The organism is Prevotella sp. P4-67 (assembly GCF_002251325.1).
In the GTDB taxonomy this organism is placed as follows: Bacteria; Bacteroidota; Bacteroidia; order Bacteroidales; family Bacteroidaceae; genus Prevotella.
The window spans coordinates 1-25,586 of the sequence record NZ_NPJL01000042.1; the positions used below are offsets into that span (position 1 = coordinate 1).

At 50.4% G+C, this 25,586-nt stretch carries 19 protein-coding genes; 14 read left to right on the forward strand and 5 right to left on the reverse strand.

The features are described 5' to 3' along the window. Positions 1 to 95 precede the first annotated feature (95 nt). On the reverse strand, positions 96 to 1,487 hold the full coding sequence (locus CIK92_RS07045; protein ID WP_094388612.1) for a hypothetical protein: 1,392 nt from the start codon (positions 1,485 to 1,487) through the stop codon (positions 96 to 98). A gap of 134 nt (positions 1,488 to 1,621) precedes the next feature. On the opposite strand from CIK92_RS07045, the gene CIK92_RS14050 reads away from it, so the two are divergent. From CIK92_RS14050 to CIK92_RS07095, 10 genes are all read left to right on the forward strand, one after another. Next, entirely contained in the window at positions 1,622 to 2,899 is a 1,278-nt protein-coding gene (locus CIK92_RS14050) for a leucine-rich repeat domain-containing protein (RefSeq protein WP_158214752.1), read from the forward strand. A gap of 194 nt (positions 2,900 to 3,093) precedes the next feature. Next, entirely contained in the window at positions 3,094 to 3,714 is a 621-nt protein-coding gene (locus CIK92_RS07055; RefSeq protein WP_094388614.1) for a sugar transferase, read from the forward strand. A gap of 7 nt (positions 3,715 to 3,721) precedes the next feature. Beyond that, entirely contained in the window at positions 3,722 to 6,229 is a 2,508-nt protein-coding gene (locus CIK92_RS07060; RefSeq protein WP_094388615.1) for an SLBB domain-containing protein, read from the forward strand. Between the two features lie 13 nt (positions 6,230 to 6,242). Further along, the gene (locus CIK92_RS07065) at positions 6,243 to 7,298 is read left to right on the forward strand and encodes a GNVR domain-containing protein (protein WP_094388616.1); all 1,056 of its coding nucleotides are present in this window, start codon (positions 6,243 to 6,245) and stop codon (positions 7,296 to 7,298) included. Between the two features lie 12 nt (positions 7,299 to 7,310). Next, the gene (locus tag CIK92_RS07070) at positions 7,311 to 8,630 is read left to right on the forward strand and encodes an oligosaccharide flippase family protein (protein ID WP_094388617.1); all 1,320 of its coding nucleotides are present in this window, start codon (positions 7,311 to 7,313) and stop codon (positions 8,628 to 8,630) included. After that, positions 8,623 to 9,789, forward strand: a complete 1,167-nt coding sequence (locus tag CIK92_RS07075; protein WP_144289366.1) for an O-antigen ligase — start codon at positions 8,623 to 8,625, stop codon at positions 9,787 to 9,789. Before CIK92_RS07070 ends, CIK92_RS07075 begins: the two co-directional genes overlap by 8 nt. A gap of 7 nt (positions 9,790 to 9,796) precedes the next feature. Further along, positions 9,797 to 10,906 (forward strand): glycosyltransferase family 4 protein, encoded by a 1,110-nt coding sequence (locus CIK92_RS07080; protein WP_094388619.1) that lies wholly within the window; start codon positions 9,797 to 9,799, stop codon positions 10,904 to 10,906. Positions 10,907 to 10,913: 7 nt separating this feature from the next. Next, positions 10,914 to 11,696, forward strand: coding sequence for a polysaccharide deacetylase family protein (locus CIK92_RS07085; RefSeq protein WP_094388663.1), 783 nt, complete (start codon positions 10,914 to 10,916; stop codon positions 11,694 to 11,696). A gap of 4 nt (positions 11,697 to 11,700) precedes the next feature. Continuing rightward, a complete protein-coding gene (locus CIK92_RS07090; protein WP_158214753.1) occupies positions 11,701 to 12,588 on the forward strand; it encodes an ATP-grasp fold amidoligase family protein in 888 nt (295 codons plus the stop codon). Between the two features lies 1 nt (position 12,589). Next, entirely contained in the window at positions 12,590 to 13,807 is a 1,218-nt protein-coding gene (locus CIK92_RS07095) for a glycosyltransferase (RefSeq protein ID WP_094388621.1), read from the forward strand. 8 nt (positions 13,808 to 13,815) lie between these two features. Here the strand turns inward: CIK92_RS07095 and CIK92_RS07100 are convergent, their stop codons facing one another. Further along, complete coding sequence (locus tag CIK92_RS07100; RefSeq protein ID WP_094388622.1) at positions 13,816 to 14,574, reverse strand: glycosyltransferase family 2 protein; 759 nt, start codon at positions 14,572 to 14,574, stop codon at positions 13,816 to 13,818. Positions 14,575 to 14,693: 119 nt separating this feature from the next. On the opposite strand from CIK92_RS07100, the gene CIK92_RS07105 reads away from it, so the two are divergent. Beyond that, the gene (locus tag CIK92_RS07105; RefSeq protein ID WP_094388623.1) at positions 14,694 to 15,785 is read left to right on the forward strand and encodes a glycosyltransferase family 4 protein; all 1,092 of its coding nucleotides are present in this window, start codon (positions 14,694 to 14,696) and stop codon (positions 15,783 to 15,785) included. 135 nt (positions 15,786 to 15,920) lie between these two features. Here the strand turns inward: CIK92_RS07105 and CIK92_RS07110 are convergent, their stop codons facing one another. Together CIK92_RS07110 and CIK92_RS07115 are read right to left on the reverse strand one after the other, a co-directional pair. Beyond that, positions 15,921 to 16,382 carry a lipocalin-like domain-containing protein gene (locus CIK92_RS07110; protein ID WP_094388624.1) on the reverse strand — a complete coding sequence of 154 codons (462 nt, stop codon included), beginning with the start codon at positions 16,380 to 16,382 and terminating at the stop codon, positions 15,921 to 15,923. Beyond that, positions 16,379 to 17,959, reverse strand: a complete 1,581-nt coding sequence (locus CIK92_RS07115) for a capsule assembly Wzi family protein (RefSeq protein ID WP_094388625.1) — start codon at positions 17,957 to 17,959, stop codon at positions 16,379 to 16,381. The genes CIK92_RS07110 and CIK92_RS07115 overlap by 4 nt, the downstream gene beginning before the upstream one ends. Before the next feature lie 251 nt (positions 17,960 to 18,210). Between CIK92_RS07115 and CIK92_RS07120 the strand changes: the two genes are divergently transcribed. After that, positions 18,211 to 19,305 (forward strand): hypothetical protein, encoded by a 1,095-nt coding sequence (locus CIK92_RS07120; protein ID WP_022310885.1) that lies wholly within the window; start codon positions 18,211 to 18,213, stop codon positions 19,303 to 19,305. Here the strand turns inward: CIK92_RS07120 and CIK92_RS13400 are convergent. Beyond that, positions 19,282 to 19,722, reverse strand: a complete 441-nt coding sequence (locus tag CIK92_RS13400) for a hypothetical protein (protein WP_144289368.1) — start codon at positions 19,720 to 19,722, stop codon at positions 19,282 to 19,284. The genes CIK92_RS07120 and CIK92_RS13400 overlap by 24 nt on opposite strands. Before the next feature lie 139 nt (positions 19,723 to 19,861). Here CIK92_RS13400 and CIK92_RS07130 point away from each other — a divergent pair, with 139 nt between their 5' ends. Together CIK92_RS07130 and CIK92_RS07135 are read left to right on the forward strand one after the other, a co-directional pair. Next, the gene (locus CIK92_RS07130) at positions 19,862 to 21,688 is read left to right on the forward strand and encodes an SLC13 family permease (protein ID WP_094388627.1); all 1,827 of its coding nucleotides are present in this window, start codon (positions 19,862 to 19,864) and stop codon (positions 21,686 to 21,688) included. A gap of 119 nt (positions 21,689 to 21,807) precedes the next feature. Then, positions 21,808 to 25,578, forward strand: coding sequence for a DUF4922 domain-containing protein (locus CIK92_RS07135; RefSeq protein ID WP_094388664.1), 3,771 nt, complete (start codon positions 21,808 to 21,810; stop codon positions 25,576 to 25,578). Positions 25,579 to 25,586: the final 8 nt, after the last annotated feature.

Consider the following 25,586-nt stretch of genomic DNA (forward strand, 5'->3'; position numbering starts at 1 on the left):
AAAGGTCAATGGAAATGGAGGCACAGGCGGCCTCCATTTCCTTTTTTATAACCAATTATATTATAGAATTTATGCAAATGACCGTTGTTCTCTGCTCAATAGATTCTAAAAGGCATTCCTTGCTCCGTCAACCAGCAACAATGCCATCCGTCTGGAAAATAAGCGATTGATGCTTTAAGCAGAAGTTTCTCCTTGCCTCCGCTGCCGTTATCAACAAGACAACACGCATTCATTCCAAAAGTTGCCCCTTCCGACACCCATCCTTCAGTAATTTCGGGTAGTTCTTCTAACGAATACATCTTCACCAGATTGGTCTCTATCTTGTTCGTAAAGCGATAATGTCCTCCATTATAAACCTTCCAATCAGTTTCAAGTTGCACCACATTATCGCGGTCGAACACATCTCCACAAGCGATAGTCAATGTGAATTTTGAATATTCATAATTGACAATGCTGTCTTTGATAAACAGGATTGTTTTCACCCAACTCTCAATTTTCATATTGGTTATGCTGATAATACCAGTCTCTTTGGTATATGCAATACAAGGGGGCATATCATCACTAACAGTTTTGTCTTGATTATAAACCTTAAGAGATTGGTAACCTTCTAATTTTTCCGCATCAACTCCAGTTGCATTGTCCTCCCTGAATGTGTGATTGAATACATCACAATCACTCATAAATGTCATATCAGAGAATTGGGGCTCTTCAAAATAATAAAAATACTTGAACATTTGGTATTGGTTGCCTTGAGAAAGCGGGCCTGCAAATCCACATGGATGGGGAGCCTTGGGGTGGTAGATAGTACGGTAGTAGTCAATGAAATTATGGGTGATAGTCGCTGCATTGTAATAGCCAAACTCAAAGCACTCATTATCACACAATTCCTGACCGCCATTAATATAATTATTGGCAATGGTAGAATCGCACATTATCATCTCTTTGCTACCAAATTTGGCAAACCAATAACACGTCAAGAACATACTGTATGTAATATTGCAAATGCTATAAAGAGAACTATCGTACAAGAACGCCTCCATTCTGCAGAAATAGCAATCACGTATAGTAAGTGAGTGCAACGTACAGTTGTCAAAAAAATGGACGGTATTTTCCTTGTGTTTAGGCGCACCATTTCCTCCCCAGTTAAAATCCTTACAGTCTTCGCAATAGAAATACACACCCTTAATAAAGCCCGATATTTCGGTAGCATCTTGAAACAGATGGGTGCTGTTACCCAATCTTATACATCCTGTTTTTACCTCGTCTCCCGTTTTGATTTTAAGTCCATGGATACAATTTCCAACGATATATAGTCTAACTTCACGATTCTCGTTAATAGGCTCCGTAACATAGAATGTATAACCACTGGGGATAAGAATTGGAATTCCAGAAGAATGGGAAGCAGAAATGCTTTTTCTCAACGCTACGGTGTCATCTACCTTGCCATTACCGACGGCACCAAACATAAGGGGAGTAATATAATCCATAGATATATATATTTTAGTTAGTTTCGCAAAACTAACTAAAAAGGTTGATTCCAACAAGAAAAAAACGGAAAAAATTGTTGGCAATCAAAAAAATAACTATATTTGCATGCAGAACACTTTAAATGATTTCATCTATGAGTAACTTTTTTCTTACATTACGCACTTTTGCCTGCCTGTTCGCCATCACGCTGACATGCAATGCCCTGGCTGACGACAACTCCCCAAGCCAGCAATTCACTGTAGTCATGGAGCAACCCGGAACTCTGGAAGAGGTCTTGGGCGACAAACCTCTTAATATAACCAGCCTGAAGATTGTTGGCAACATATATTCCTCAGACTTGCTATATCTGGCTCCATTCATGTATTCCCAAAAATTTCTTTCCCATTATTTTCCAGGTAACGATGCTCCGGATAAAAAACTTGCATGGCACAAGGACAACAATACCAACACGCTGAATGAAATAGATTTGTCGGAAGCCACTCTCCTTATGAGCAACAATGAAGAGCAAAACCAATATCGGTATTATGAGAAACTCCCTCCTGTAAACAATCCTACGATGCTGGTACACTATGCAACAATTGACGACATAAACTCGCTTCCTCGGAATATATTCGAGAATTGCGAAAACTTGAAAAAAGTGCATTTACCCAACTACATGCACAGCACGGGGTATGGTTCTTTTGCAAATTCAGGTTTAACGGAAATACCCTTGACTGCATCTATTGACACCATAAGTAATTGGTCGTTTAAAGGAACCTATGCCACTCATATTACATTTCCTAATTCTGTCAAATACATAGGAGCAGGTGCTTTTTATCATTCACGTTTAGAGGAAATCCATCTTCCTAACTCTTTAAGTTATTTGGGAAGCTCTGCTTTCAGCTTTTCTATACACCTGAAAAGCATTAACATCCCCGAAAAAATAGACAGTATATATAAAGAAACATTTAGAGGATGCGATTCTCTTTCCACTATATATATTCCCAAAAACATAAAATATATTGGAGATGGAGCATTTAAGATAGATTACGGAAAGAGAGTGAACAGAACCATTCATGTATATGGATGTCCTGATTTAGAAGGTAGCCCTTTTTGTTCTTCGAGCTCGCATACAAATATCTATTTTTATTCTGCCACACCTTGTAAGTTGAAAAATGTGTATCTCAATGAAGAGCTATACATTCCTATCGATGCAAAGGATGCATATCTTAGCAATCCCGAATGGAAAAAACTTGAAAAAAGACTCCATTATTTCGATGCCACTGTAGGTGTGGCAACGCCATCGACACCCGGGAAAGCACACGAATGCGACATATATTCTATCAATGGGCAACGCTTAAAGAACAAACAGAAAGGTATCAACATCATCCGCATGAGCGATGGTAGTGTCAAAAAGGTCATAGTAAGATAAAAGGTCAATGGAAATGGAGGCACAGGCAGCCCCCATTTCCATTTTTATAACCGCCTATACCCAAAAAAAATAAACACAACGACGTGGTGGCAACCGCAACCGCCATGAAAGATGGCAAAAAAATAATTGGGCTATCATGCAACAAATCGGCAAAAAACGAGTTATTATATTATATAATGTAGGACAACCAACAAATGACTCAACAACAGGCTACAGACGGAATGGGCAAAATGGAACTCGCCATCAAGCGGACAACCGACATCCTGTTCGCCATGGTGGGCATGGTGGTTCTCTCGCCCGTAATGCTGGCAGTGGCGCTGTCGATAAGACTACAACAGAATGGCCCCATCTTCTTTCGCCAGGTGCGCATAGGAAAAGGCGGCAAGCCCTTTGTGATATTCAAGTTTCGCACACTAAGCAGCGAAGCCGAGAACGAAGGGCCGCAGCTCATTGCCCAAGGCGACGAGCTGACATCGACAAGACTTGAGCGGTTTCTGCGCGGCCATCATCTCGACGAGCTGCCACAGTTGTGGAATGTGCTCAGAGGCGACATGTCGCTGGTAGGGCCACGCCCCGAGCGCAAATACTACATAGACAAGATTATGAAGCAGGATGCGCGTTACAGCCTCATTTACCTGATGCAGCCTGGACTCACGTCGGAAGCTACGCTCTACAACGGTTACACCGACACGATGGAGAAGATGCTACGCCGGCTGGACATGGACATCAGCTATCTGGAGCACCGCTCGCTCTGGCTCGACACCAAGATTATCATCAAGACAGCCCTGAGCATCGTGACAGGGAGGAAATTCTAAAAGAAATATGAAAAGATACGTTATATTACTCATCGCGCTCATGGCCTTTGCGGCCACCACATCGGCACAGTCGTCAATGACCGACGACCAGGTAATGCAGTTTGTGGTAAAAGAGCACAATGCCGGCACATCGCAGGCACAGATAGTGACCAAGCTGATGCAGCGCGGCGTGAACATCACGCAGATACGCCGCGTGAGAGACAAGTATGAACGCCAGATACAGAATAAAGGTATGGGCGTAGTGGCCGACCAGGCAGTGGAAAAGGCAAACAGCCGCATGCGCACAGCCAACGGCGAAAAGAAGAAGGCTGCCCAGGCCAAGAGCCAGACCAGCACGCTGATACAGCAGGAAAACAATCTGCGCACAGAGATAGAAGACGACGAGCAGACGGCTGAGTTCCAGCGCGAACTGTCGGCCATACTGCCCACAGACACCATTGCCCTCTACCGGCAGCTGATGGCCGAGCGGAAGACGAAGAAAGTGTTCGGCCGCGACATCTTCAACAACAAGAAGCTCACCTTCGAGCCCAATATGAACATCGCCACCCCCGGCGACTACCGTCTGGGGCCGGGCGACGCCGTTATCATAGACATCTATGGTGCCTCGCAGAAGAGCTACCAATACACCGTATCGCCCGACGGCGATGTGACCATCGAAGGTTTCGGCCCCGTACAGGTAAGCGGTCTCACCGTGGCACAAGCCAATGCCCGACTGCGCCAGACACTGGGCAGCCGCTACCAGAGTTCGAAGGTAAGACTGACCGTGGGACAGACCAAGACCATCATGGTCAACGTGATGGGCGAGGTGCGCATGCCGGGCACCTACACCCTGTCGGCCTTCTCCACCGTGTTCAATGCACTCTACATGGCAGGCGGTCCCAACGACATAGGTACGCTGCGCGACATCAAGATATTCCGTGCCAACCGCCTCATCGCCCATGTCGATGTCTATGACTACATACTCAACGGCAAGGCCAGCAACATCCACCTCACCGACAACGACGTCATCGTGGTGGGGCCCTACGACTGTCTGGTCAACATCACCGGCAAGGTGAAGCGCCCCATGTACTATGAGATGAAGAAGAGCGAGAGCGTGGGCACCCTGCTCAAATATGCCGGCTCGTTTACCGGCGACGCCTATACCCGCTCGGTGCGCCTGATACGCAAGACCGGCCGCGAATACTCGGTCTACAACGTGGGCGAGTTTGACATGAACTCTTTCCACATCGCCGATGGCGACTCTATCACCGTCGACTCTATCCTGAACCGCTATGAAAACATGGTCGAGGTCAAGGGAGCCGTATTCCGTCCCGGCAAATACCAGGTGGGCGGCGAGATTACCAGCGTGCGCTCGCTGCTCGAGCATGCCGAGGGAGTGACCGAACAAGCCTTCACCGCCCATGCCGTGATGCACCGCATGCGCGCCGACCGCAGTCTCGAGGTCATCCCCGTTGACATAGACGGCATCATGGAAGGACGCGTAGCCGACATAGCCCTGCAGAAGAACGACATACTCTTTGTGCCCACACGCCAGGAGCTGATGCAGGAACAGACCCTCACCCTGCACGGCGAGGTACACTATCCAGGCATCTACCGCTATGCCGCCAACATGACCATCGAAGACCTGATACTCCAGGCGGGCGGACTCAACGACCAGGCCTCAACGGTCAAGGTAGACGTGGCACGCCGCATACGCGACCCCAAAGCCACCCAGACCGACAGCATCATCGCCCGTACCTACAGTCTGGCACTGCGCGACGGGTTCGTCATCGACGGACAGGCCGGATTCCACCTCATGCCCTACGACGAAATCTATGTACGCCGCAGTCCTGGCTACGCCACTCCACAGAACGTGACCATCGAAGGCGAGGTGATGTTTGCCGGCACCTACACCCTGTCGCACAAGAACGAGCGACTGAGCGACGTGCTGCGCAAGGCGGGCGGAGTGACCGACCTGGCCTATATCAACGGTGCGCGACTGATGCGCCGCACCACCGAATCGGAGCGCATCAAGATGCAGGCCGTGACCCGTCTGCTGGCAGGACAGGGCGCCAACAGCGACTCCATCAATGTGGCGCTGCTGCAGCTCTCAGACACCTATCCCGTGGGTATCGAACTGGCTGAAGCGCTGGCCAACCCCGGAAGCGATGCCGACCTGGTGCTGCGCGAAGGCGACCAGATCATCATCCCCCAATACAACGGAACGGTGAAGATAAGCGGCGACGTGATGTTCCCCAACACCGTGGCCTACGAGAAGGGGCGCCGCTACTCATACTACATCGACCAGGCGGGCGGATTCGGCCAGCGCGCCAAGAAGAGCCGTACCATTATTATATATATGAACGGCACCGTAGGTCGTGTGGCCCACAACGCCAAGGTACGCCCCGGATGCGAAATCGTGGTGCCCAGCAAGCCCAAGCGCAATGCCTCGGCCGTAGGCCAGTGGCTCGGAATAGGCACATCGGTAGCCTCGCTCGCCACCATGATAGCCTCGCTCGCCAATCTGTTGAAGTAAGACAATAACCATTATGAACGAAAGAGATAATCAGATAGACATCATAGTAGTCGCCAAACGAGTAACCAGCAGGAAGAAGCTGTTTCTCAAGGTGTCGCTTGCTACCTTTGCCGTAGCCTGTATCATCATATTCCCCGTGCCACGTTACTATACCAGCAGCGTGGTGCTGGCTCCCGAGATAGGAGACATCATGGGCAAGAACAGCCTGTCGTCGCTGGCCTCGTCATTCGGTTTCAACCTCGGCAACAGTTCTACGGGCGATGCCATATACCCCGACCTGTATCCCGCGCTAATCAACACCAACGACTTTGCCATCAATCTTACACAATGCAAGGTCAAGAGCAAGGACGGTAGCGTCAATACCACTTACTACGACTATCTGCTCAAACATCAGAAGCCATATCTGCTGGCTGTGCCATTCAACTGGTTGAAAAACCTACCCAAAAAGCTGTTCGGCAAGAAGGCCAAAGACTCTACAAAAGACATGAACCTGTTCTGGCTCACAGAGGAGCAGGACGACATATTGGGTGCGATACGTAAGAATGTAACCTGTGGTATAGACCCCAAGACAGGTGTCATCAACATCACCGTGGAAGACCAGGACCCACTGATTGCGGCCACGATAGCAGACAAGGCAATGGCCGAGTTGCAGAATGCCATCACACGCTACCGCACCAACAAGGCAAAGGTTGACTATGAATACTACAAGAAGCTCACCACCGAGGCCAAGCACCAGTATGAGAAGGCACGGCAGATATACGGTAGCTATTCCGATGCCAACATGGACGTGATACTGGAGAGTTACAAGGCCAAGCAGAGCGACTTGGAAAACGACATGCAGCTGAAGTACAACACCTACAGCACGCTGAACACCCAGTTGCAGCAAGCCCAGGCCAAGGTACAGGAGAACACACCGGCATTCACCATCATCAAGGAAGCCTCCGTTCCCCAGCTCCCCGCCGGCCCCAAGCGCATGATATTTGTGGCATTGATGATGATCCTGAGTTGGATTGTCACCACCGTCGTGATATGCAAGGACTTGTTTGTCGGACTGTTTACCAGAAAGTAACCACATCCAATTATGGCTTCTCATATTAAATCCACAATCCATTCCATCTTCAAAAGCAACTTCTTCAAAGACTCGTCATGGGCCGTCTTTGGAAATGGCATTGGCTATGGCCTTATGCTTCTTTCTGGCATCATCATAGCCAGAATGCTTGGAAAGGACTTGTATGGAGAATATGGATTTGTCAAGACAACGATGTTCCAATTCGCGGCTTTTGCCACATTGGGATTAGGATATTCATCGACAAAGTTTGTCGCAGAAAGCAAGGAAAAGCAAAAGGCAGATATAGACAGCATTGTCAAAGCATCGATAGACATCACAACGGTAGCCAGTGCATCAATCGCCCTGCTGCTGATAGTCTTTGCCACTCCCCTATCCACATTTCTCAATGCCCCATCATTGGCCTCGACATTTCAGGCGTTAGGACTGCTCATCATTGTCCGTGCTATCAGCACAACCCAATATGGCATCCTTGCCGGATTCGGCGACTTCAAGCGTATAGCCTATAGCAATACGCTTTCCGGAGTAGTCATGATTGTTGGATGCATCCCTCTTACCTATTATTTGGGAATCACGGGGGCATTGACAACGCTGGTCTGTTCACAGGTGATTGCCGCTGTCTACAACGCCTACTGCATCAACTGTCATGCACACTATTCGTTGTTCAAGACCCGAAGTCGGCATTCATGGACTATTGCCAAGTTCTCCCTTCCTATAGCTTTACAAGAGTTTACATTCGCGCTGAGCAAATGGCTTGGCATATTAATCATCACCAAATACGCTACCTTAGGCGAGGTAGGCATTTATACTGCAAGCGAATTATGGTATGCTGTCATACTGACCGTACCTACATTCCTATCCAATGTAATATTATCCCATCTCAGCGCCTTAGGAGACGACTACAACAAACACAAGAAGAGCGTAAATGTCATGATAGGAGTCAACATCTGCTGCACTATCGTTCCTCTTATCGCTGTCTATATAGCGACTCCATTGATACTGAACATATACGGCCCCTCGTTTACTGGCATGGAACCCGTGCTGAAGATTTCGGTCATGACAACCCTCTTTACATGCTGTTCAAACGTATTGACCTCGGAACTTATAGCACTGGGAAAGACCTGGACCCTCTTTACCATCAGATTTATCCGCGACCTGTCAATGGTCGTCACCGGCTTCATCGTTATAAGAGGGAATGACGGCCAATACGCAGCAAGGGATTATGCCACGATAACATTGACATACACAGCTATATTCTTTATCGTCATTTACATAATAACCCAATATTACATCAATAAGAAAAGCAAGATAACCCAATCATCAAAGAATGCGTAACTGGAATTTCCATATAGCTACTCTGCTGTTTGTCATGTCTATAACATTCAGCCTTCTGTCCCAATCGCCATTTATGCTGGAGACTGGTGCAGACAGGATACTGAAGCTCGTATGGATTTTGCCCTTCTCATTCCTGATGCTGACAACCCCTCAATCATTTTTGAGCAACAGATTGTTTCCCTTCTACGCTTTTATTATTATGATGGTGCTTTATGCCGGCTTTTGCCAAGTGCTGACGGGAAACCAACATTTTACCCCAGACATATACAACATATTCATATCTCTCATTATAACCATGGCGTCATACAACTATTGGCTGCATTACGGCAATTACACCGTAATGCGGAACATCTGCATCATCATGATAGTATGCGGTATTCTGCTCTCAGCCGAGTTGTATCTGAACTTTCTTCAAAGCGCCGACTTGTCCAGCAAGTCATACGCCTACGAAGACAAGAACTCTATAGGCCAGATACTCTTGTGCTGCATATTCCTGCCGTTTATGTTTTACAAGCCCAACAACAAAAACATACAAAGAGCCATCTGGATAAGTAGCATTTTCATCTTTATAGTGATTGTCATGCTGAGGTCGCGCGCCACATTTATAAGCGCCCTTTTCATTATCTATTATCTGTTCGCTCACCTGAGCAGCAAGAAAACCAAAAGATGGATGGTGGCATTGTTTCTTCTTGCATCCATAATCATCCTTGTCAATGCCAATCTGTATGAATTAATCATCAACGGCATCATCCTTGGTGGACGAGATACAACAGACATCAACTCATTAAGTTCAAACCGACTTTTGGCATTTTCAATCGCATTCAAGCTCATTCCACAAAATCTATGGATAGGTTCGGGTAATTATTATGTTGATTGTCTGCCACTAAACATTCTGACTGAGTTCGGTGTCATTGGTCTGACCCTGTTTGCTGTTTTTGTGATACACCTCATCTATCAGGTAAGAAAGCACAAAGACGAAAGCAAATTGGCATTGACCTCTTATATACTTCTAATCGCTTTTCTGCTTAATGGACTCTTTGAAGCCTATCCCCCATTTGGCCCAGGCGTCAAATGCTTCAGCCTATGGATGTTATATGGTTTTCTACTCTCAAGATACAACGAAAAAGGAGAAATAGCCAACAACTCTACAACCAAGTGATTTCATTATGAAGCAATCCAATATCTGTATGATTACCAATATCGGCCCTCATTACCGATATCCGATATTCAACCTCTTAGGAGAAGCGTTGAATACAGACTTCTATATAGGCGACCGCCTGCAGTTTGAAATCAAGACTTTCGATTATCATGCGCTTACGGGATATAAGAAGACGCTGCACAATATCTTTATCAACAAGTTTTATTGGCAAAAAGGCTCTCTCCGCCCATTATTTGGACACTACAAATATTTCATTCTTGATGGTGAGCCTTTCTGCCTTTCGTCCTGGGTCATCATTTTGCTTGCTCGGCTGATGGGAAAAAAGGCCATAGCCTGGACACATGGATGGTATGGCAGAGAGGGGGCAGTGAAGAGAGTTGTCAAGAAGTTATATTATGCCCTTCACTCCAAACTGATGGTATATAATGAATACTCCATCAACCTGATGGAGCAGGAAGGTATAGACCGAAATAAGATGGTGTGTATAGCCAACTCGCTGGACTCTGACAAAGATATGGAAATCAGGCGGCAACTTGGCCCAACAGATATATACTCAAAACATTTCAACAACTCTGACCCCACCATTATATATTGTGGGCGATTACAGAAAATCAAGAAGTTGGATATGCTTATCGATGCTCTTGTCGAGCTAAAGGCAGAAGGCATAAATGCCAACATCATCTTCGTGGGCAAAGATACAGAACAAGTGGATGTAGACCGCTATGCCTTGCAGCGTGGTGTCAGCCAACAGATTTGGATGTATGGTCCCTGTTACGATGACACCGTTTTAGGCCAGTTGTTCTACGATGCAGCCATTTGTGTTTCGCCTGGCCACGTAGGGCTCACAGCCATTCATGCACTCAGTTTTGGCTGCCCTGTCATCACTCATGACAACTTTGCTTACCAAGCCCCTGAATTTGAAGCCATCAAACCAGGCATAACAGGTGATTTCTTTCACCACAACGACACCCATGACCTGGTACGCGTATTAAAGAAATGGCTCGGACAAAATGATTGCCAACGTAACCAGACACGCAGCGCCGCTTTCGATGAAATCGACAGCAAATGGAATATCCATTATCAATTGGATATTATACGGAAAATAACCAACGATTAACAAAACTATGAATTCATCACTAACTGCAAATATCAGAAGCCTGCTTCGTTCTTGCGTTTTAAGCACATTGGGCTGCATAGCCACTCCTGCTCCAGGAATACATATTCTCAATGGCCATCGCATTGAAAAAGAAATAGAACCCGACACCTTCAGACGGTTGCTAACCCAACTGTCTGGACAAGCCAGATTCGTACGTATAGAAGAGGCCGTCAAGATGATTGTCAACAGAGAGCATCCTGATAAGCCAGTTGTCGCCTTTACATTTGATGATGGATTTATGGAATGCTATACACTCTTTGCACCTCTCTTGCAAGAATTTGGCACCAACGCCATGTTCTTCATCAATCCCAACTATGTGGATGGTGACGAGCAATATATACGCAACTTCAATGATAATATTGTCATGACTCCTGGCAAGAATCCCATGCGTTGGCATCATATCAAAGACCTCTCACAGCGAGGGCATATCATCGGAGCCCATACTTTGGACCACTTTATGATTAACAGCGAAGACCGCGATATTCTACATCACCAGATATGCGATTGCAAACATATCATCGAAAATCAGCTGGGTACCGAGTGCGAATACTTTGCGTTTCCCTATGGCAAGCTGTCACAGGCCAACAATCAGGCGATAGATATTGCCTGCAACTGCTACAAGTATGTTTTTTCGCAGTCAGACCACAAGCATTATTTCTCTTTCGAAGGCAGAGTTATCAACCGACGCCACTTCGAACCATTCTGGCCCATCAGCCATGTGCGTTATTTCCTCAGTTGTAATAAAAGATAGAAAGATGAAAGAACTCAAAGACAAACTCAATCATTTGATTTCAAAGATATCCCCCCGATTATTCTTTATCATTGCATATATACATAATCGCCATCGCCTTCCACACTTCAGTCATCCTAAAGACCTGTCTGAGATATGGATAAAATATGTATTAGAGGGTAACTCTTTGAAGTTATACAAATTGGCAGACAAGTTTCTTGTAAGAGAATTCGTAAGAGAGAGAGGACATTCCGACATTCTTCCCAATCTGTTAGGAGTTTGGGATAAACCCATAACGAAGACTGAATTCGACAAATTGCCCGATTCATTTGCTCTGAAGATGAATTATGGAGCAGGAATGAACATCATTTGTCAACACAAAGACACACTTAGTTATCAGACAGTGTCTTCTCTATTGCATAAATGGTTTTATAATCGTAAAGGTTATCCTTGTTCAGAGAATCATTATAATCTGATTACACGTAAGGTCATCTGTGAAGAATATATAGGCGACAGCAACCAAACTTCCCTAACAGACTACAAATTCATATGTATTAACGGGGAACCATTCTGCGTATTAGTCTGCTTTGACAGAATTGATGGAGAAGCTAACTACATGCCTCTTACTTTGGATTGGAAGCCACTGCCCAACTATAACAAGAACGGATGTTCGTATACTATCGCCAGACCAAAGAATCTTGATAGAATGGTTCGTATTGCCTCTGATTTGGCAAAAGGCATTGAACTGGTGCGTATAGATTTGTATGATACCGGAGAGCATATCTATTTTGGAGAGATGACTCTCACTCCTGCCGGTTGCATATTCCATACCTGGTCACAAGAATCGCTTGACGAAATGGGAGATTATTATTGGAAAACCAAAGCCACATTTGTACCACAAGCCAACTTCTAATATGCCCACACTCTTACAAATAAATATTACAGCCAACTGGGGCTCTCATGGCAAAATTGCTGAGGGAATAGGAAAGATAGCATTATCCAATGGATGGCGCAGCATCATCGCCTATGGACGATGGTATAACCCAAGCCAGTCAGAGCTCTATCAGATTGGCAGCATACGCGACGAACAAATACATGGGGTTACCTCACGCATCATGGATAACCATGGCCTGATGTCACGCGGAGCCACTCGACGGCTCATCGACTATATAGAAACTGTCAATCCGGACATTATCCATCTTCACAACATTCATGGTTATTATCTCAATTATCCCATCCTTTTCGATTATTTGGCCAAAACAGGCAAACCCATAGTCTGGACACTGCACGACTGTTGGGCATATACAGGACATTGCGCACATTACATGTTTGCCAGATGCGACAAGTGGAAAACCCTATGCCAACATTGCCCACAGAGGGATACTTATCCCAAAAGCATCCTCTTAGACCGCTCAAAACGAAACTATCTTTTGAAGAAACATTATTTCTGTTCTGTTCCCAACCTTACGCTCATAGCAGTAAGCCAATGGCTGCAAAACGATGTCAAGCAGTCTTTTCTCAAAGACCTGCCCTTGTATCATATCCACAACGGCATTGACACCAATACATTTTACATAGACAGAGATACAGACGGTCTATATACTAAATACAACATTCCCCACGATAAGAGAATTGTTTTGGGTGTAGCCTCAAACTGGTTCCGCAAAGGATTTGAAGACTTCATCCAGCTGAGACACATGCTCGATGACGAATACACCATCGTGTTGGTGGGACTTACGGATAAGATGCTCAAGCAGTTGCCCACTGGTGTCATCGGCATCAAGCGCACTCAGAATGTAGCTGATATGCGTAAGTTGTATTCCATCGCCGATGTATATATGAACCTCACCTGGGAAGACAATTTCCCGACCACCAACTTAGAGGCTTTGGCATGTGGAACGCCAGTAATAACCTACGACACCGGTGGCAGCTCAGAATCCCTGACTAAACAGATTGGTAAGGTCATTGACCAAGGCGACATCTCCGCAGCACTGGATAGTATCCGATTATATAGCCACAATCCTGTTCCCGAAGAACTATGCAGACTACACATCGTAGATAATTTCAATTCCGAACAGAAATTTCATGAATATTTCAATCTCTACTGCAGTTTGTTGTCACATCACAAGTAAGCGAGAAATCACCACCTGCGATATTCAAATATTTTATACAACACCTTCAAGGACACCATAAAGATATTGGTGTAGACTCCATTTTCACGACAAGCCCTTACATCTTCGTTCAATAGCACTATCTTGCTATGAATATTACGGGTGCTTACACCTCCCGTACACATTGTGACGCAATCTACGGGGATATATTTTGCCCGAATATGCCATTTATGAAAAAGACGTACCATCATTTCATAGTCTGCGGCGATTCTATAATCCGTACTGTATCCTCCAGCCTGTTCATACCTCTTTCGCCGAAGATAAAATGATGGATGGGCTGGCATAAAGCCGAAACGCAACCAGACTGGGCTGAACTTACTTGAAGAATAATAGCGTATTATCTTGTCTGGATTAGAACGGCGTATGAAGTGAATATCACCATAGACAGCATCAGTGCTTTCAGAATCAAAAGCATCGCATATCCGTTCAACTACAGTTGACGACGTGTAGTAATCGTCCGAATTGAGAAAGCCGACAACATCACCCGTCGCCATGCTGATACCTTTATTCATGGCATCATAGATACCCTTGTCTGCTTCAGATTTCCACTTCATACGGCCGTCAAAAAGCGGTTCGTAATGTGAGATAATATCGAGAGTCATATCGGTAGAACCTCCATCAACTATAATGTATTCTATATCATTATAGCTTTGCTCCAATACCGATGTTATCGTTTTCTGTATAGTTTTCGCACTGTTGTATGCTACAGTGACAATACTTATTCTCATTGTTTTTATTGTCTCTTCATTTTATTGATAACTCAATAATCTGTTTTTTATTGCTTTTTTTTAGAGTTTACACAATAATTGTTGCCATTATGCGGTTATTCTTATAAAAAGACTATTAAATGGCTATTGATAGACTACTCGATATAGGTACATTTATTATCAGCATACTCTGCGGTTTCCTGTTTATACCGCTTACTCTCAACTTCTGCAAAGCTAAAGGGCTCTATGACATTCCCAACGGCCGCAAGTTGCACCACAACCTCATCCCCCGGCTTGGAGGAATTACCTTCATTCCAAGCATGGTGATAGCCGCCCTCGTGGCTATATCCACCTTGGACAGCGACCCTGCATTGGAGCAGCGCATACCGCTCAACCTGTGGACGATAATCTTCTTCTTCAGCCTGCTCATCATCTATGTCGTGGGCATCATCGACGACCTATTTGGCCTCAGTGCCCGCATTAAGTTTGTCGCCCAGATTGTCGCCGCCGCCTTGATGCCCCTTGCCGGTCTTACCATCAACAATCTGCATGGTTTCTGCGGCATCTACGAGATACCGGCTTTTATCGGCGCCCTGCTTACGGTCTTTGTCATCGTGTTTATCAGCAACGCCATCAATCTGATCGACGGTATCGACGGACTGGCTGCCAGCCTTTCGCTTATTGCGCTGTTAGGACTCCTGTATGGCTATGACCAGCAGGGACTCAACTCCTACTGCATCATCATAGCCGGCATGGCTGGAGTACTCATTCCCTATCTGTACTTCAACCTGTTTGGCAAGGCCGAGAAGAACCGCAAGATATTCATGGGCGACAGCGGCAGCCTTACCCTGGGCTTCCTGCTCAGTTTCCTGGTCATCAAGTTTGTGATGGTCAATGGCCATGCCATGCCCGTCGATGCCCATCGTCTGCTGTTGGCTTATACACTACTTATTATCCCTGTATTCGATGTCGTCAGAGTTATCCTGCACCGCCTGCATCATCATTCTCCCCTATTTTCGGCTGACAAGAGCCACATCCATCACAAATTGATGCGCGCGGGATGCACCATGCACCAGGCTTTATGTGCTATACTGGCACTGGCACTGTTCTACATTCCGCTCAATCTATGGCTATTCCCCCTAATGGGCATCACGGGAGTGGTATTGATAGACATCACACTCTATACGGCGTATAATCTGGCACTCAATTACAGGATAAGCAAAAGGGAATAATATCTGTCGACGCTTATACTCAGGGAGCCTGTCCAAGTCATTATCGCACATGGGGTCATGACAACATTAAAAGCAAAGAGGCGACACACTGTACTTAACGAGTGTGTCGCCTCTTTGCTGTAATAGAGCCACGTATCAGAACTTCTTGAAATGCAGCCTTAGCCTGTCCGTCGCCAGCGTCATGCGCGAGGCAGTGAGCTGCTCGGCATTATACTTCTCTTCCAGTGCATTGATGCCAAAGCGGGAAAGCCAACGGGCTTCGGTTACGGGATGGTCACCGCCATCTTCCGTATCTTGATGCCAGCCATAGTAGTAGGGCTGGGAAAGGGTGAGATAGCCGTCGCTGTGGACAAAACGCATAAAGTAGCAACTGTCGGGATGGTCGGCATCGCGCAGATAGAGCAACTTGCCCTGCACTGCCCAGAACACACGGTCTCTGCTCATATCCTTCACGCCGCCCGTCTGCAACGTATCTACTCGTTCCAGGTGCCAATAGCCGGCGAGGTCGCCATTGTGGTCGCGCTCCAGTTCACACGAGGCAACACCCATAGTCAGGGCCATTGCCATCATTATGGATAGTATATGTCTTCTCATCATCTTCTTTTCTTAGTATTCTTTTCCAGCAGACCGCCCTTGCTCAGGGTAAACTGCACGCCAGCATTGTGGCCCAGTATCGAACCGAAGTCCATGGCGTAGCCACCACGCAGCTGCCAGTTGTGCTTCAGCCGGCAACCAACCTCAACGAGAAAACTCACGTTGTGGCGCTTCTTGAGGTATGGCTGGTCATAGGTGCCCAGTCCGTCTTGCCAGGTGGCGAGCAGACGATAGTCTGTCGTCCGCGTCACATTGCCATCGACGCCCAGGTGGAAAGCCATAAACCGATTGTTGGCTACATGGATGCGCCCGTTGTCATTGTAGATGGGCGAGCGATAGAGCGGATTGCCCATTACCTGACCCCAGTGCTGCCAACCGGGATAGGTGCCGTGGTTGTAGTAGTCGTCGTTGCCGGCGATATGGTCGGGGATGTTCATGGTATGGTCGTGATAGAGAGGGCCGCTCTGATACTTGGTATAGAGATACTCTACCACCACATTATGGAGCCAGCTGCAGTACTTGAGATTGAGTTCGGCACCGAGCATGATGTCCTTGAGGTCATACATATAGAAACGGCGGTCCTTCTTCACCATATACTCGTCGCCCTCGCCATAGCCGTCGTAGTCGAGCATGAACATACCCGAATGGTCTTCAAAGAAGTGGTCGGCGTAAAGCCCCAGCCGCCAGGTATCGGCGTTGTAGTTGATACGCATGAGCCAGCTGCCCAGCTGGTTGCCCTCGACATTGGCATACTCACCCTCGCCCACGTCGCCACCACCAGGGACAAAGGCATTCCAGAACGAGCGCAGTCCCGTCTTGCCCTTGATCAGTTTGATGTCATCGCTCCCTTCGGGCTTGTGGGTAGTACCGCCAAACTGGGCGCCCATCTCCAACCCCAGTTCCAATGACAGGGGATAGAGGTCTTCGTCCTTGCCTATACGCAGATACCCCGCCTTGCTGTGATAGAGCAGATGGTCGGTATAGTCGGTCTTACAATGAGTGAAATCATGCTGCCAGTTGTCATCGGTCATCATGCCATAGGCGATATGACCCTTGAGCTGCAGCCAGCCACCACCGAAGGGCAGCGTCCAATACTCGGGCAGCGCCACTCTCACCTGGGGAACGGGGCGCGCATTGATGCCCAGCGTCTGCGAACCACTGCTGAGCCGGTTGTTCTTGAGTTCCATGCCATACTCTTTGCTGCCCACGGTGAGCACACCATGCAGCCAGCGCACCTCGGCGTAAGCCTGCTGCACGATGGGGTTGGTGCCATAATTGACACCACCCACGAGGTCGAGGCCATAGCCCACACCCCAGCGGCGGGCAGAGTCTGCCTGCAACGGGCGCACCACGCTGGCACGCAGATAGCCATTGCCGCGGTCCAGCGTGCTCAGACCATAACGGTTGGCATTGAGCCATAGCGGAGTCTTGCCCTTGGCATAGCCGCCCTGCATCTCCACCTGCCAGGAGGCATCGCGAGAGAGGTCAAGACGACCTGCCTCGGCGCCGTCCTGCCAGGCATACTGGGCATGGGCAGCCACAGGCAGCATCAGCGCCACTATAAGTCTTAGTATCTTCATCTGTGGATATTTTTTCACCTTATTATATATATAACGCACAGACCCGACATTTATTATAACCAACCCGAAAAAAGCCCATCTCCTCTCCCGCCCTGCGCCAGTCATCCCTGCGCCAGCCGCAGCCCCCTCGGGGATAACGATACGGCATTGTAGGGATTTTCCTCTCTCTCTTTAGGGAAAAACCCTTTGCCGCCTTGCTTTTTCTTTGTTTCTTTGCACCAGATAAAGTAAACAACTAAATCCTTACGATTATGAAAAAGTATATATTCACCCTGATGGCAATGATGACAATGGTCGTTTCAGCCAGCGCAATGAGTTACAGTCAGGCACGCGAGCAGGCTCTGTTCCTGACCGACAAGATGGCTTACGAGCTCAATCTCAATGACGCTCAGTATGAGGCTGCCTACGAGATAAACCTTGACTATCTGATGGGTATCAATACTTATGACGACCTCTACGGAGTCTATTGGACCCGTCGCAATATGGACCTGAGTTACATACTCCTGGACTGGCAGTACCGGGCTTTCTGCGCCGCCCACTACTTCTACCGCCCGCTCAGTTGGGACGGTTACTACTGGCACTTCGGTATCTACGCTCGCTATCCTCACCGTGACTATTACTACTTCGGTTGTCCCCACTTTGTCACCGTATATCGCGGCGGACACAGCTGGCACAACAACGGCAACCGCAGCTGGTATCGCGGACGCAGTTTTGCCGGACACATCAATCGTGACAACGGCAGGAGCTTCGGTATGCGCGACAGATTTGACCGCGGCGAATTCGGCAACGGCACTCGCTCCTTTGGCGGACGCAACAACAATTCATCCAACATAAATCGTGAGAATGCCAACCGCAGCTTTGGCGGACGTGCCAACCAGCAGTCTGCCGGCGCTTCCAGCAGCAACCGCTCGTTTGGCAGCCGTGCCTCGCAGCAGAGCGACCCGATGTACAACCGCAACAGCAGCAGCTCTTCGTTTGGCGGACGAGCCAACCGGCAGTCTTCGGGCGTGAGCGGCAGCAACCGTACATTCGGCAGCCGAGCCGACGGAGGCGTGCGCAGCTCGACCCGCACCACCGTAGAGCGCCGCTCCAGCGACTACAACTCGCCCTCGTTCGGCGGACGCGCCAATAGCCAGCCCAGCCGCACTTTCTCTCCATCCACCTCGCAGCCCTCTCGCTCTTCGGGCAGCAGCTTCGGCGGACGCTCGGGTGGCAGCAGCAACAGCAGCTCATTCGGCGGTGGCAACCGCGGTGGCGGCAGCAGTCGTGCAGGAGGCTCCTTTGGCGGCAGCCACTCTTCAAGCAGCCGTTCTGGCGGAGGTTCATTCGGCGGTGGCCACAGATAATGACATAGCGTTATTAGTAAAATAAGTCTCTCTCTCCCCTGGGGTCAACACGGCACACGATGCCAGCCCCAGCGGGAGAGAGTTTTTTTTGTTGCCCACGCCGACCATCCGCAAGTCCGTGGAGAGGCCCTTCAGGACAATTGCAAGGCATGAAATGGTGATTTCAGTGTCTGCAACGATAATATCCAAGCGTGAAATCACCGTTTCCAACCCTGAAATCATCTTTAACGGCATCACTGGCGAGATGACATCCGACTCGGAAGGGATGGATTTCGCCACCGGAAAGATGACATCCGACTCGGAAGGAATGGATTTCACCACCGGAAAGATGACATCCGAAATGAGCAAGATGATATCCGTCACCAGAGAGATGAAGACAGACGCAGAAGAGACAACGCCAACCTTCGCTGCCGTCACGACCGTCACCGCGAGCCAAACAATAATAATTGCTAAAACTTATTAAGGTTTTATTAAATCAGACGCCATCGCCCTGGCGGCGTTCGTGATTGTGGCGGGATTATTGTATATTTGTAGTCCACTAATCTGTGTTTGATTCATGACCATAACTATAATTGTTCTGATTGTAACTATAGCCATGTTTGTCTGGGGACGCGTACGTGGCGATGTCGTAGCCCTGTCGGCCCTGATGGTACTTACCGCTACCGGAGTTCTTACCACCAGCGAATCTTTAAGCGGTTTTTCTTCTCCCATAGTCATTATGATGGCCGGCCTCTTCGTTGTGGGCGGCGCCATTCTGCAGACGGGTCTTGCCCAGTCGGCAGGCAACAGCATATCGCGCATGGCCAAGGGCAACGAGACGCGCGCCTTCATCTATGTAGTCCTCGCCACCTCGTTCATCGGCGCCTTTGTGAGCAACACCGGCACCGTGGCCATCATGATGCCCATCATCATGAGCATGGCAGCCAGTTCGGGCATACGCTCTTCGCGTCTGCTCATGCCGGTGGCCTTTGCGGGCAGCCTCGGCGGCATGCTCACCCTGATAGGTACGCCTCCCAACCTCGTAATCAGCGAGACCCTCGAAGAGCATGGCTTCGCACCGCTCGGATTCTTCACCTTCCTCCCCATCGGTCTGATAGTGATAGCCTTGGGCATAGCCGTGCTGCTGCCCATGAGTCTGCTGCTCATCAAGAAGAAGGGCAAGCACCACAAGGGAACTGCCGGCAAGACGCTCAACGACCTCGCCGAGCAGTACCAGCTGCACGACAACCTGTACAAGTTGCGTGTGGGCTACAAGAACAATGGGCTCGCAGGCATGTGTGTGCAGCAGCTCGACCTGCAGAACAGGTATGGACTCACCATACTCGAGATACGCAACGAGAAGAAGAAGGCTCTCGGCATGGACATACGCCAGAGTATGGCGTGGGCAGACACCGTCATCGCCCAGGGCGACATACTCTACCTCTATGGCGACAAGGATGCCATGGAGCGGTTTGCCAGCGACTATCACCTGATAAGGATGAAGACCACCCGACTGGACTTCTACGACATCGGCATCTCCGAAATCATCGTTCTGCCCACCTCCAGGCTCACCGGAGTGCGCATACGCGACTCCAGACTGCGCGAAGACTATTCGGTAAACATCCTCAGCATACGCCGCGACGAAAACTATATCAAGGAAGAGCTGAGCGACCACCGTCTGCGCAATGGCGACATACTGCTCGTGCAAGGCCAGTGGGACAAGATCATGCAGATGAACCACGAGAACGAGAACTGGGTGGTGCTGGGACGCCCCGACAAGCAGATGGAGAAGGTGTCGCTCGACTTCAAGGCACCCGTGGCTGCAGCCATCATGCTGCTGATGATACTGGTCATGGTGTTCGACTTCATCCCCGTGAGCCCCGTCATCGCCGTGGTCATGGCTGGACTGCTCATGGTCTTCTCGGGCTGTTTCCGCAGCGTCGACGCCGCCTACAAGACCATCAACTGGGAGAGCATCATCCTGATAGCCGCCATGATGCCCATGTCGATAGCCCTGGAGAAGACGGGCGTGTCGAGTATCGTGTCAGAAAATCTGGTGAGCAGCCTGGGCGCCATCGGGCCTTACGCCCTGCTGGCAGGCATCTACTTCACCACATCGCTCATGACCATGTTTATCAGCAATACCGCCACGGCGGTGCTCATGGCACCCATAGCCATGGCTGCCGCTACCCAGACCGGCGTGAGCCCCTACTCCTTCATGTTTGCCGTGACGCTGGGAGCGAGCATGTGCTTTGCCTCGCCGTTCTCCACACCGCCCAACGCGCTGGTGATGAAGGCGGGCCGCTACACCTTCATGGACTACGTGTGGGTGGGTCTGCCTCTGCAGATTATCATAGGCATCGTGATGACCTTCATACTGCCCCTGCTCTTCCCCTTTGCTTGACGCTGTGCTCATCAGAGCCACAATATTGACCGAGGTCGTATTTTTTAGCCGCGAAAATTTGCTTAATTCGGCGAAAAATACGACCTTTACATATTGTTAATATATAAGAAACAGAAATGATGAGAAACCAGATAGACTGTTTTGTAGCCATTGCTTCGGCTGGCGACGCCGAGGCGACGATAGAGACCCTCTCACGGAGCGTCTCGGTAAGAGACATCACCCTGATGATAGAGCCGCAGACAGCACAGGCATATCCCCAAGCACAAGTAATCGAAACAGAGTCGCTCACGTCGACAGCCACGCTGGCAGAGATAGCTCGCCGTGCCACGGCACCCTACGTGCTGCTCACGCTCAAGGCCCAGCCCATCCTATGGGGCGACCACGCCATAGAGCGCATGGTGGAGACGGCAGCCGACACCGGCGCGGGCATGGTCTATGCCGACAGCCGGATGGCCACCGCCGACGGCAAACTGGTGGCACACCCCGCGATAGACTATCAGAAGGGTGCGCTGCGCGACGACTTCGACTTCGGACCGGCTGTGCTTGTGAGCACGGCGCTGCTCAAGGGCTATATGGCCCAGCAGCCCGCCGCCCCCGACTACCGATGGGCTGCGTGGTACGACCTGCGCCTCTACATCTCGCGCCAAGCCGCCATCACCCACCTCAACGAGTATCTCTACACCCAGCAGCAGACCGACAGCCGCGCCAGCGGTGTGCGCCAGTTTGACTATGTAGACCCGCGCAACCGCGACCGCCAGATAGAGATGGAGGATGCAGCCACCCGGCATCTCGAAGCTGTGGGCGCGATAGTAGACACCCATCGCTACGAGCCTGTAGACCTGGACGAGCAGGACTTCGACGTCGAAGCCTCGGTGGTCATCCCCGTCTACAACCGCTGTCGCACCATTGCCGACGCCGTGGGGTCGGCTCTGGCCCAGCAGACACGGTTTGACTACAACGTCATCGTGGTCGACAACCACTCTACCGACGGCACCACCGAGATACTGGATGACCTGGCGCGCAGCGACCACAGACTGATACACCTCATCCCCGAACGCGACGATCTGGGCATCGGCGGATGCTGGAACGCCGCCGTCAACGACAGCCGCTGCGGCCGCTTCGCCGTGCAGCTGGACAGCGACGACCTCTATGCCTCGCCCTCCACGCTGCAGCGCGTGGTCGACGAGTTCCGCCAGCAGCCTGCCGCCATGGTCATCGGCGCCTACCGCATGTGCGACTTTGCCCTCAACACCCTGCCACCGGGCATCATAGACCACCGGGAATGGACAGACCACAACGGGCCCAACAATGCGCTGCGCATCAATGGGCTCGGGGCGCCTCGCGCCTTCTTCACCCCAGTGGTCAGAGAGATACGCTTCCCCAACACCAGTTATGGCGAGGACTATGCTATGGGTCTGGCCATCAGCCGCCGCTACCGCATAGGCCGCATCTACGACGAGCTCTATCTCTGCCGCCGTTGGGAGGGCAACTCAGACGCCGCCCTCAGCATAGAACGCCAGAATGCCAACAATCTCTATAAAGACCGGCTGCGCACCATCGAGCTCGAAGCCCGCCAGCAGCTGAACAGCCAGCCCGAGGGCAACTGCCGCGAACTCAACCGCTTCATAGACCGCCAGCTGGAGCTCTGGAGCGACGCCTGCCAGCGCTTCCGCGACCTCAACCATGTAGAGCAGCGCAGCCTCTGTAGCGGCGACACGCTGCTGCAGGTGCAGTTCAACCCTGCCCGCATGGTCTCTACCGGTGCGCGCATCGATGCCCGCAGCATAGCCCATCGGCCCTGCTTCCTCTGCGCCGACAACCGTCCGCAGGAGCAGATGGCCAAGCGCCTGGACAACGACTTCACGCTGCTGGTCAACCCATTCCCCATTCTGCCCGTCCACTTTACCATTCCCCTCAACCGCCACAACCCGCAGCGCATACGCACGTGTTATGGCGAGATATTCCGCATGGTAGAGCGTTATCCCGAACTCACCGTATTCTACAACGGTCCCCACTGTGGAGCTTCTGCCCCCGACCACGCTCATCTGCAAGCCGTATGCTCTGGCCTTCTGCCGCTGCAGAACGACTGGGCACGGCTGGCCAACAGCAGAGAGATGGTGTATGAATACGACAACGACAACCATATCTATGCCGTGGGCGGATATGTGGTGCCGCTGCTGGCCATCGTCAGCACCGACGCCACCGCCGACAAGGCTCTCTTTGACCGTATCTACAAGGCTATGCCCCTCCACAAGGAGAGCGGAGAGCCCATGATGAACATCATCTCATGGCAGAAGGACGAGAGCCACGTCACCGTCGTCATCCCTCGCGCCAAGCATCGTCCCGACTGCTACACGGCCGAGGACGACACCCAGTATCTGGTCAGCCCGGGAGCTATAGACATGGCCGGCCTCATCATCACCCCACGCCAGACAGACTTTGACCGTATCGACGCCGACAGAGCGGCTGCCATCCTCCGCGAGTGTGGTGTCGGAGCTGAGCAATTCGGACGCATCACCGCCCGCCTCACTGCCGCCGCCGAGGCAGCTGCCGAGCCCGAAGCCACAGCCGAACCCATGGTGTCGGTAGGCATCGTGAGCGCCAAGCGCATCTGCTTCGACCTCAACCGCCCTTATATGGCCAAGGGCCAGCAGATTGAGGGCCGACAGGAAGTGGAGTTCGCCGAGGGCGGCATCAGTTGGAACGGCAACCTGTATAGCCAACTTACCTTCCATCCACAGCATGAGGATGCGTCGTTTGCCCTCAGCGATGTGACCATCGGCGTCAACTTCCACTGGGAGCGCACCGAGACACAGGTGTTTGCCGGCACGCTGAGACTGGTGGTCGAGGAAGACAAGATATGTGCCATCAACGAGCTGCCCGTGGAACGCTACTTGGAGAGCGTCATATCGAGCGAGATGAGCGCCACATCCAATATCGAACTGCTGAAAGCCCACGCGGTGATATCGCGCTCTTGGCTGCTCGCGCAGATGCACAAGCGACAGCAGATGGACGGCAAGAGCGGTTCGGGCTTCTTCTCCTTCACCAAGACCGATGACGAACTCACCCGCTGGTATGACCGCGAAGACCACACCTTCTTTGACGTGTGTGCCGACGACCACTGCCAGCGCTACCAGGGCATCACCCGCGAGACCAGCGACAAGGCCCGACAGGCTGTGGCTGCCACCGGCGGACAGATACTGCAAAACGACGGCGAGATATGCGATGCCCGCTTCTCCAAGTGTTGTGGCGGCATCACCGAACGCTACCGTTACTGCTGGGAGGATATAGACAAACCTTATCTCATGGCGGTGCGCGACAATGCCGAGGGCGTGGAGACCGACGCTGTAGAGCCCGACCTGACCATAGAGGCCAACGCCGAGGCATGGATAAGGCAGAGTCCAGACGCATTCTGCAACACCACCGACGCCACCATACTCTCTCAAGTGCTCAACGACTATGACCAGGAGACCAAAGACTTCTACCGCTGGCGCGTGAGCTACTCACAACAGGAGCTGAAGACACTCATAGCCAACCGTCTGAAGATGGATATGGGCGACATCGTGACGCTCGAGCCTCTGGAGCGTGGCGCCAGCGGACGCATCTCGCGTCTGCGCATCGTGGGCACCAAGCGCCAGTACATCATCGGCAAGGAACTCGAGATACGCCGTACGCTCAGCGAGAGCCACCTCTACAGTTCGGCCTTTGTGGTTGAACCCCACGGCGACATTGATGGTGTGCCCGAGCGCTTCGACATCCTCGGCGCAGGCTGGGGTCATGGCGTCGGCCTCTGCCAGATAGGCGCCGCCGTCATGAGCGAACAGGGCTACAGTTATGACAAGATACTGCTCCACTACTATCGTGGTGCCGAAATCAAGAAGATATACTAAAACACTGG

Excerpts from the sequence above, each read along its gene's own strand:
- CIK92_RS07045 (WP_094388612.1), bottom strand. The coding sequence starts at position 1,487 with ATGGATTATATTACTCCCCTTATGTTTGGTGCCGTCGGTAATGGCAAG.
- CIK92_RS14050 (WP_158214752.1), top strand. The coding sequence starts at position 1,622 with ATGAGTAACTTTTTTCTTACATTACGCACTTTTGCCTGCCTGTTCGCC.
- CIK92_RS07055 (WP_094388614.1), top strand. The coding sequence starts at position 3,094 with ATGACTCAACAACAGGCTACAGACGGAATGGGCAAAATGGAACTCGCC.
- CIK92_RS07060 (WP_094388615.1), top strand. The coding sequence starts at position 3,722 with ATGAAAAGATACGTTATATTACTCATCGCGCTCATGGCCTTTGCGGCC.
- CIK92_RS07065 (WP_094388616.1), top strand. The coding sequence starts at position 6,243 with ATGAACGAAAGAGATAATCAGATAGACATCATAGTAGTCGCCAAACGA.
- CIK92_RS07070 (WP_094388617.1), top strand. The coding sequence starts at position 7,311 with ATGGCTTCTCATATTAAATCCACAATCCATTCCATCTTCAAAAGCAAC.
- CIK92_RS07075 (WP_144289366.1), top strand. The coding sequence starts at position 8,623 with ATGCGTAACTGGAATTTCCATATAGCTACTCTGCTGTTTGTCATGTCT.
- CIK92_RS07080 (WP_094388619.1), top strand. The coding sequence starts at position 9,797 with ATGAAGCAATCCAATATCTGTATGATTACCAATATCGGCCCTCATTAC.
- CIK92_RS07085 (WP_094388663.1), top strand. The coding sequence starts at position 10,914 with ATGAATTCATCACTAACTGCAAATATCAGAAGCCTGCTTCGTTCTTGC.
- CIK92_RS07090 (WP_158214753.1), top strand. The coding sequence starts at position 11,701 with ATGAAAGAACTCAAAGACAAACTCAATCATTTGATTTCAAAGATATCC.
- CIK92_RS07095 (WP_094388621.1), top strand. The coding sequence starts at position 12,590 with ATGCCCACACTCTTACAAATAAATATTACAGCCAACTGGGGCTCTCAT.
- CIK92_RS07100 (WP_094388622.1), bottom strand. The coding sequence starts at position 14,574 with ATGAGAATAAGTATTGTCACTGTAGCATACAACAGTGCGAAAACTATA.
- CIK92_RS07105 (WP_094388623.1), top strand. The coding sequence starts at position 14,694 with ATGGCTATTGATAGACTACTCGATATAGGTACATTTATTATCAGCATA.
- CIK92_RS07110 (WP_094388624.1), bottom strand. The coding sequence starts at position 16,382 with ATGATGAGAAGACATATACTATCCATAATGATGGCAATGGCCCTGACT.
- CIK92_RS07115 (WP_094388625.1), bottom strand. The coding sequence starts at position 17,959 with ATGAAGATACTAAGACTTATAGTGGCGCTGATGCTGCCTGTGGCTGCC.
- CIK92_RS07120 (WP_022310885.1), top strand. The coding sequence starts at position 18,211 with ATGAAAAAGTATATATTCACCCTGATGGCAATGATGACAATGGTCGTT.
- CIK92_RS07130 (WP_094388627.1), top strand. The coding sequence starts at position 19,862 with ATGACCATAACTATAATTGTTCTGATTGTAACTATAGCCATGTTTGTC.
- CIK92_RS07135 (WP_094388664.1), top strand. The coding sequence starts at position 21,808 with ATGAGAAACCAGATAGACTGTTTTGTAGCCATTGCTTCGGCTGGCGAC.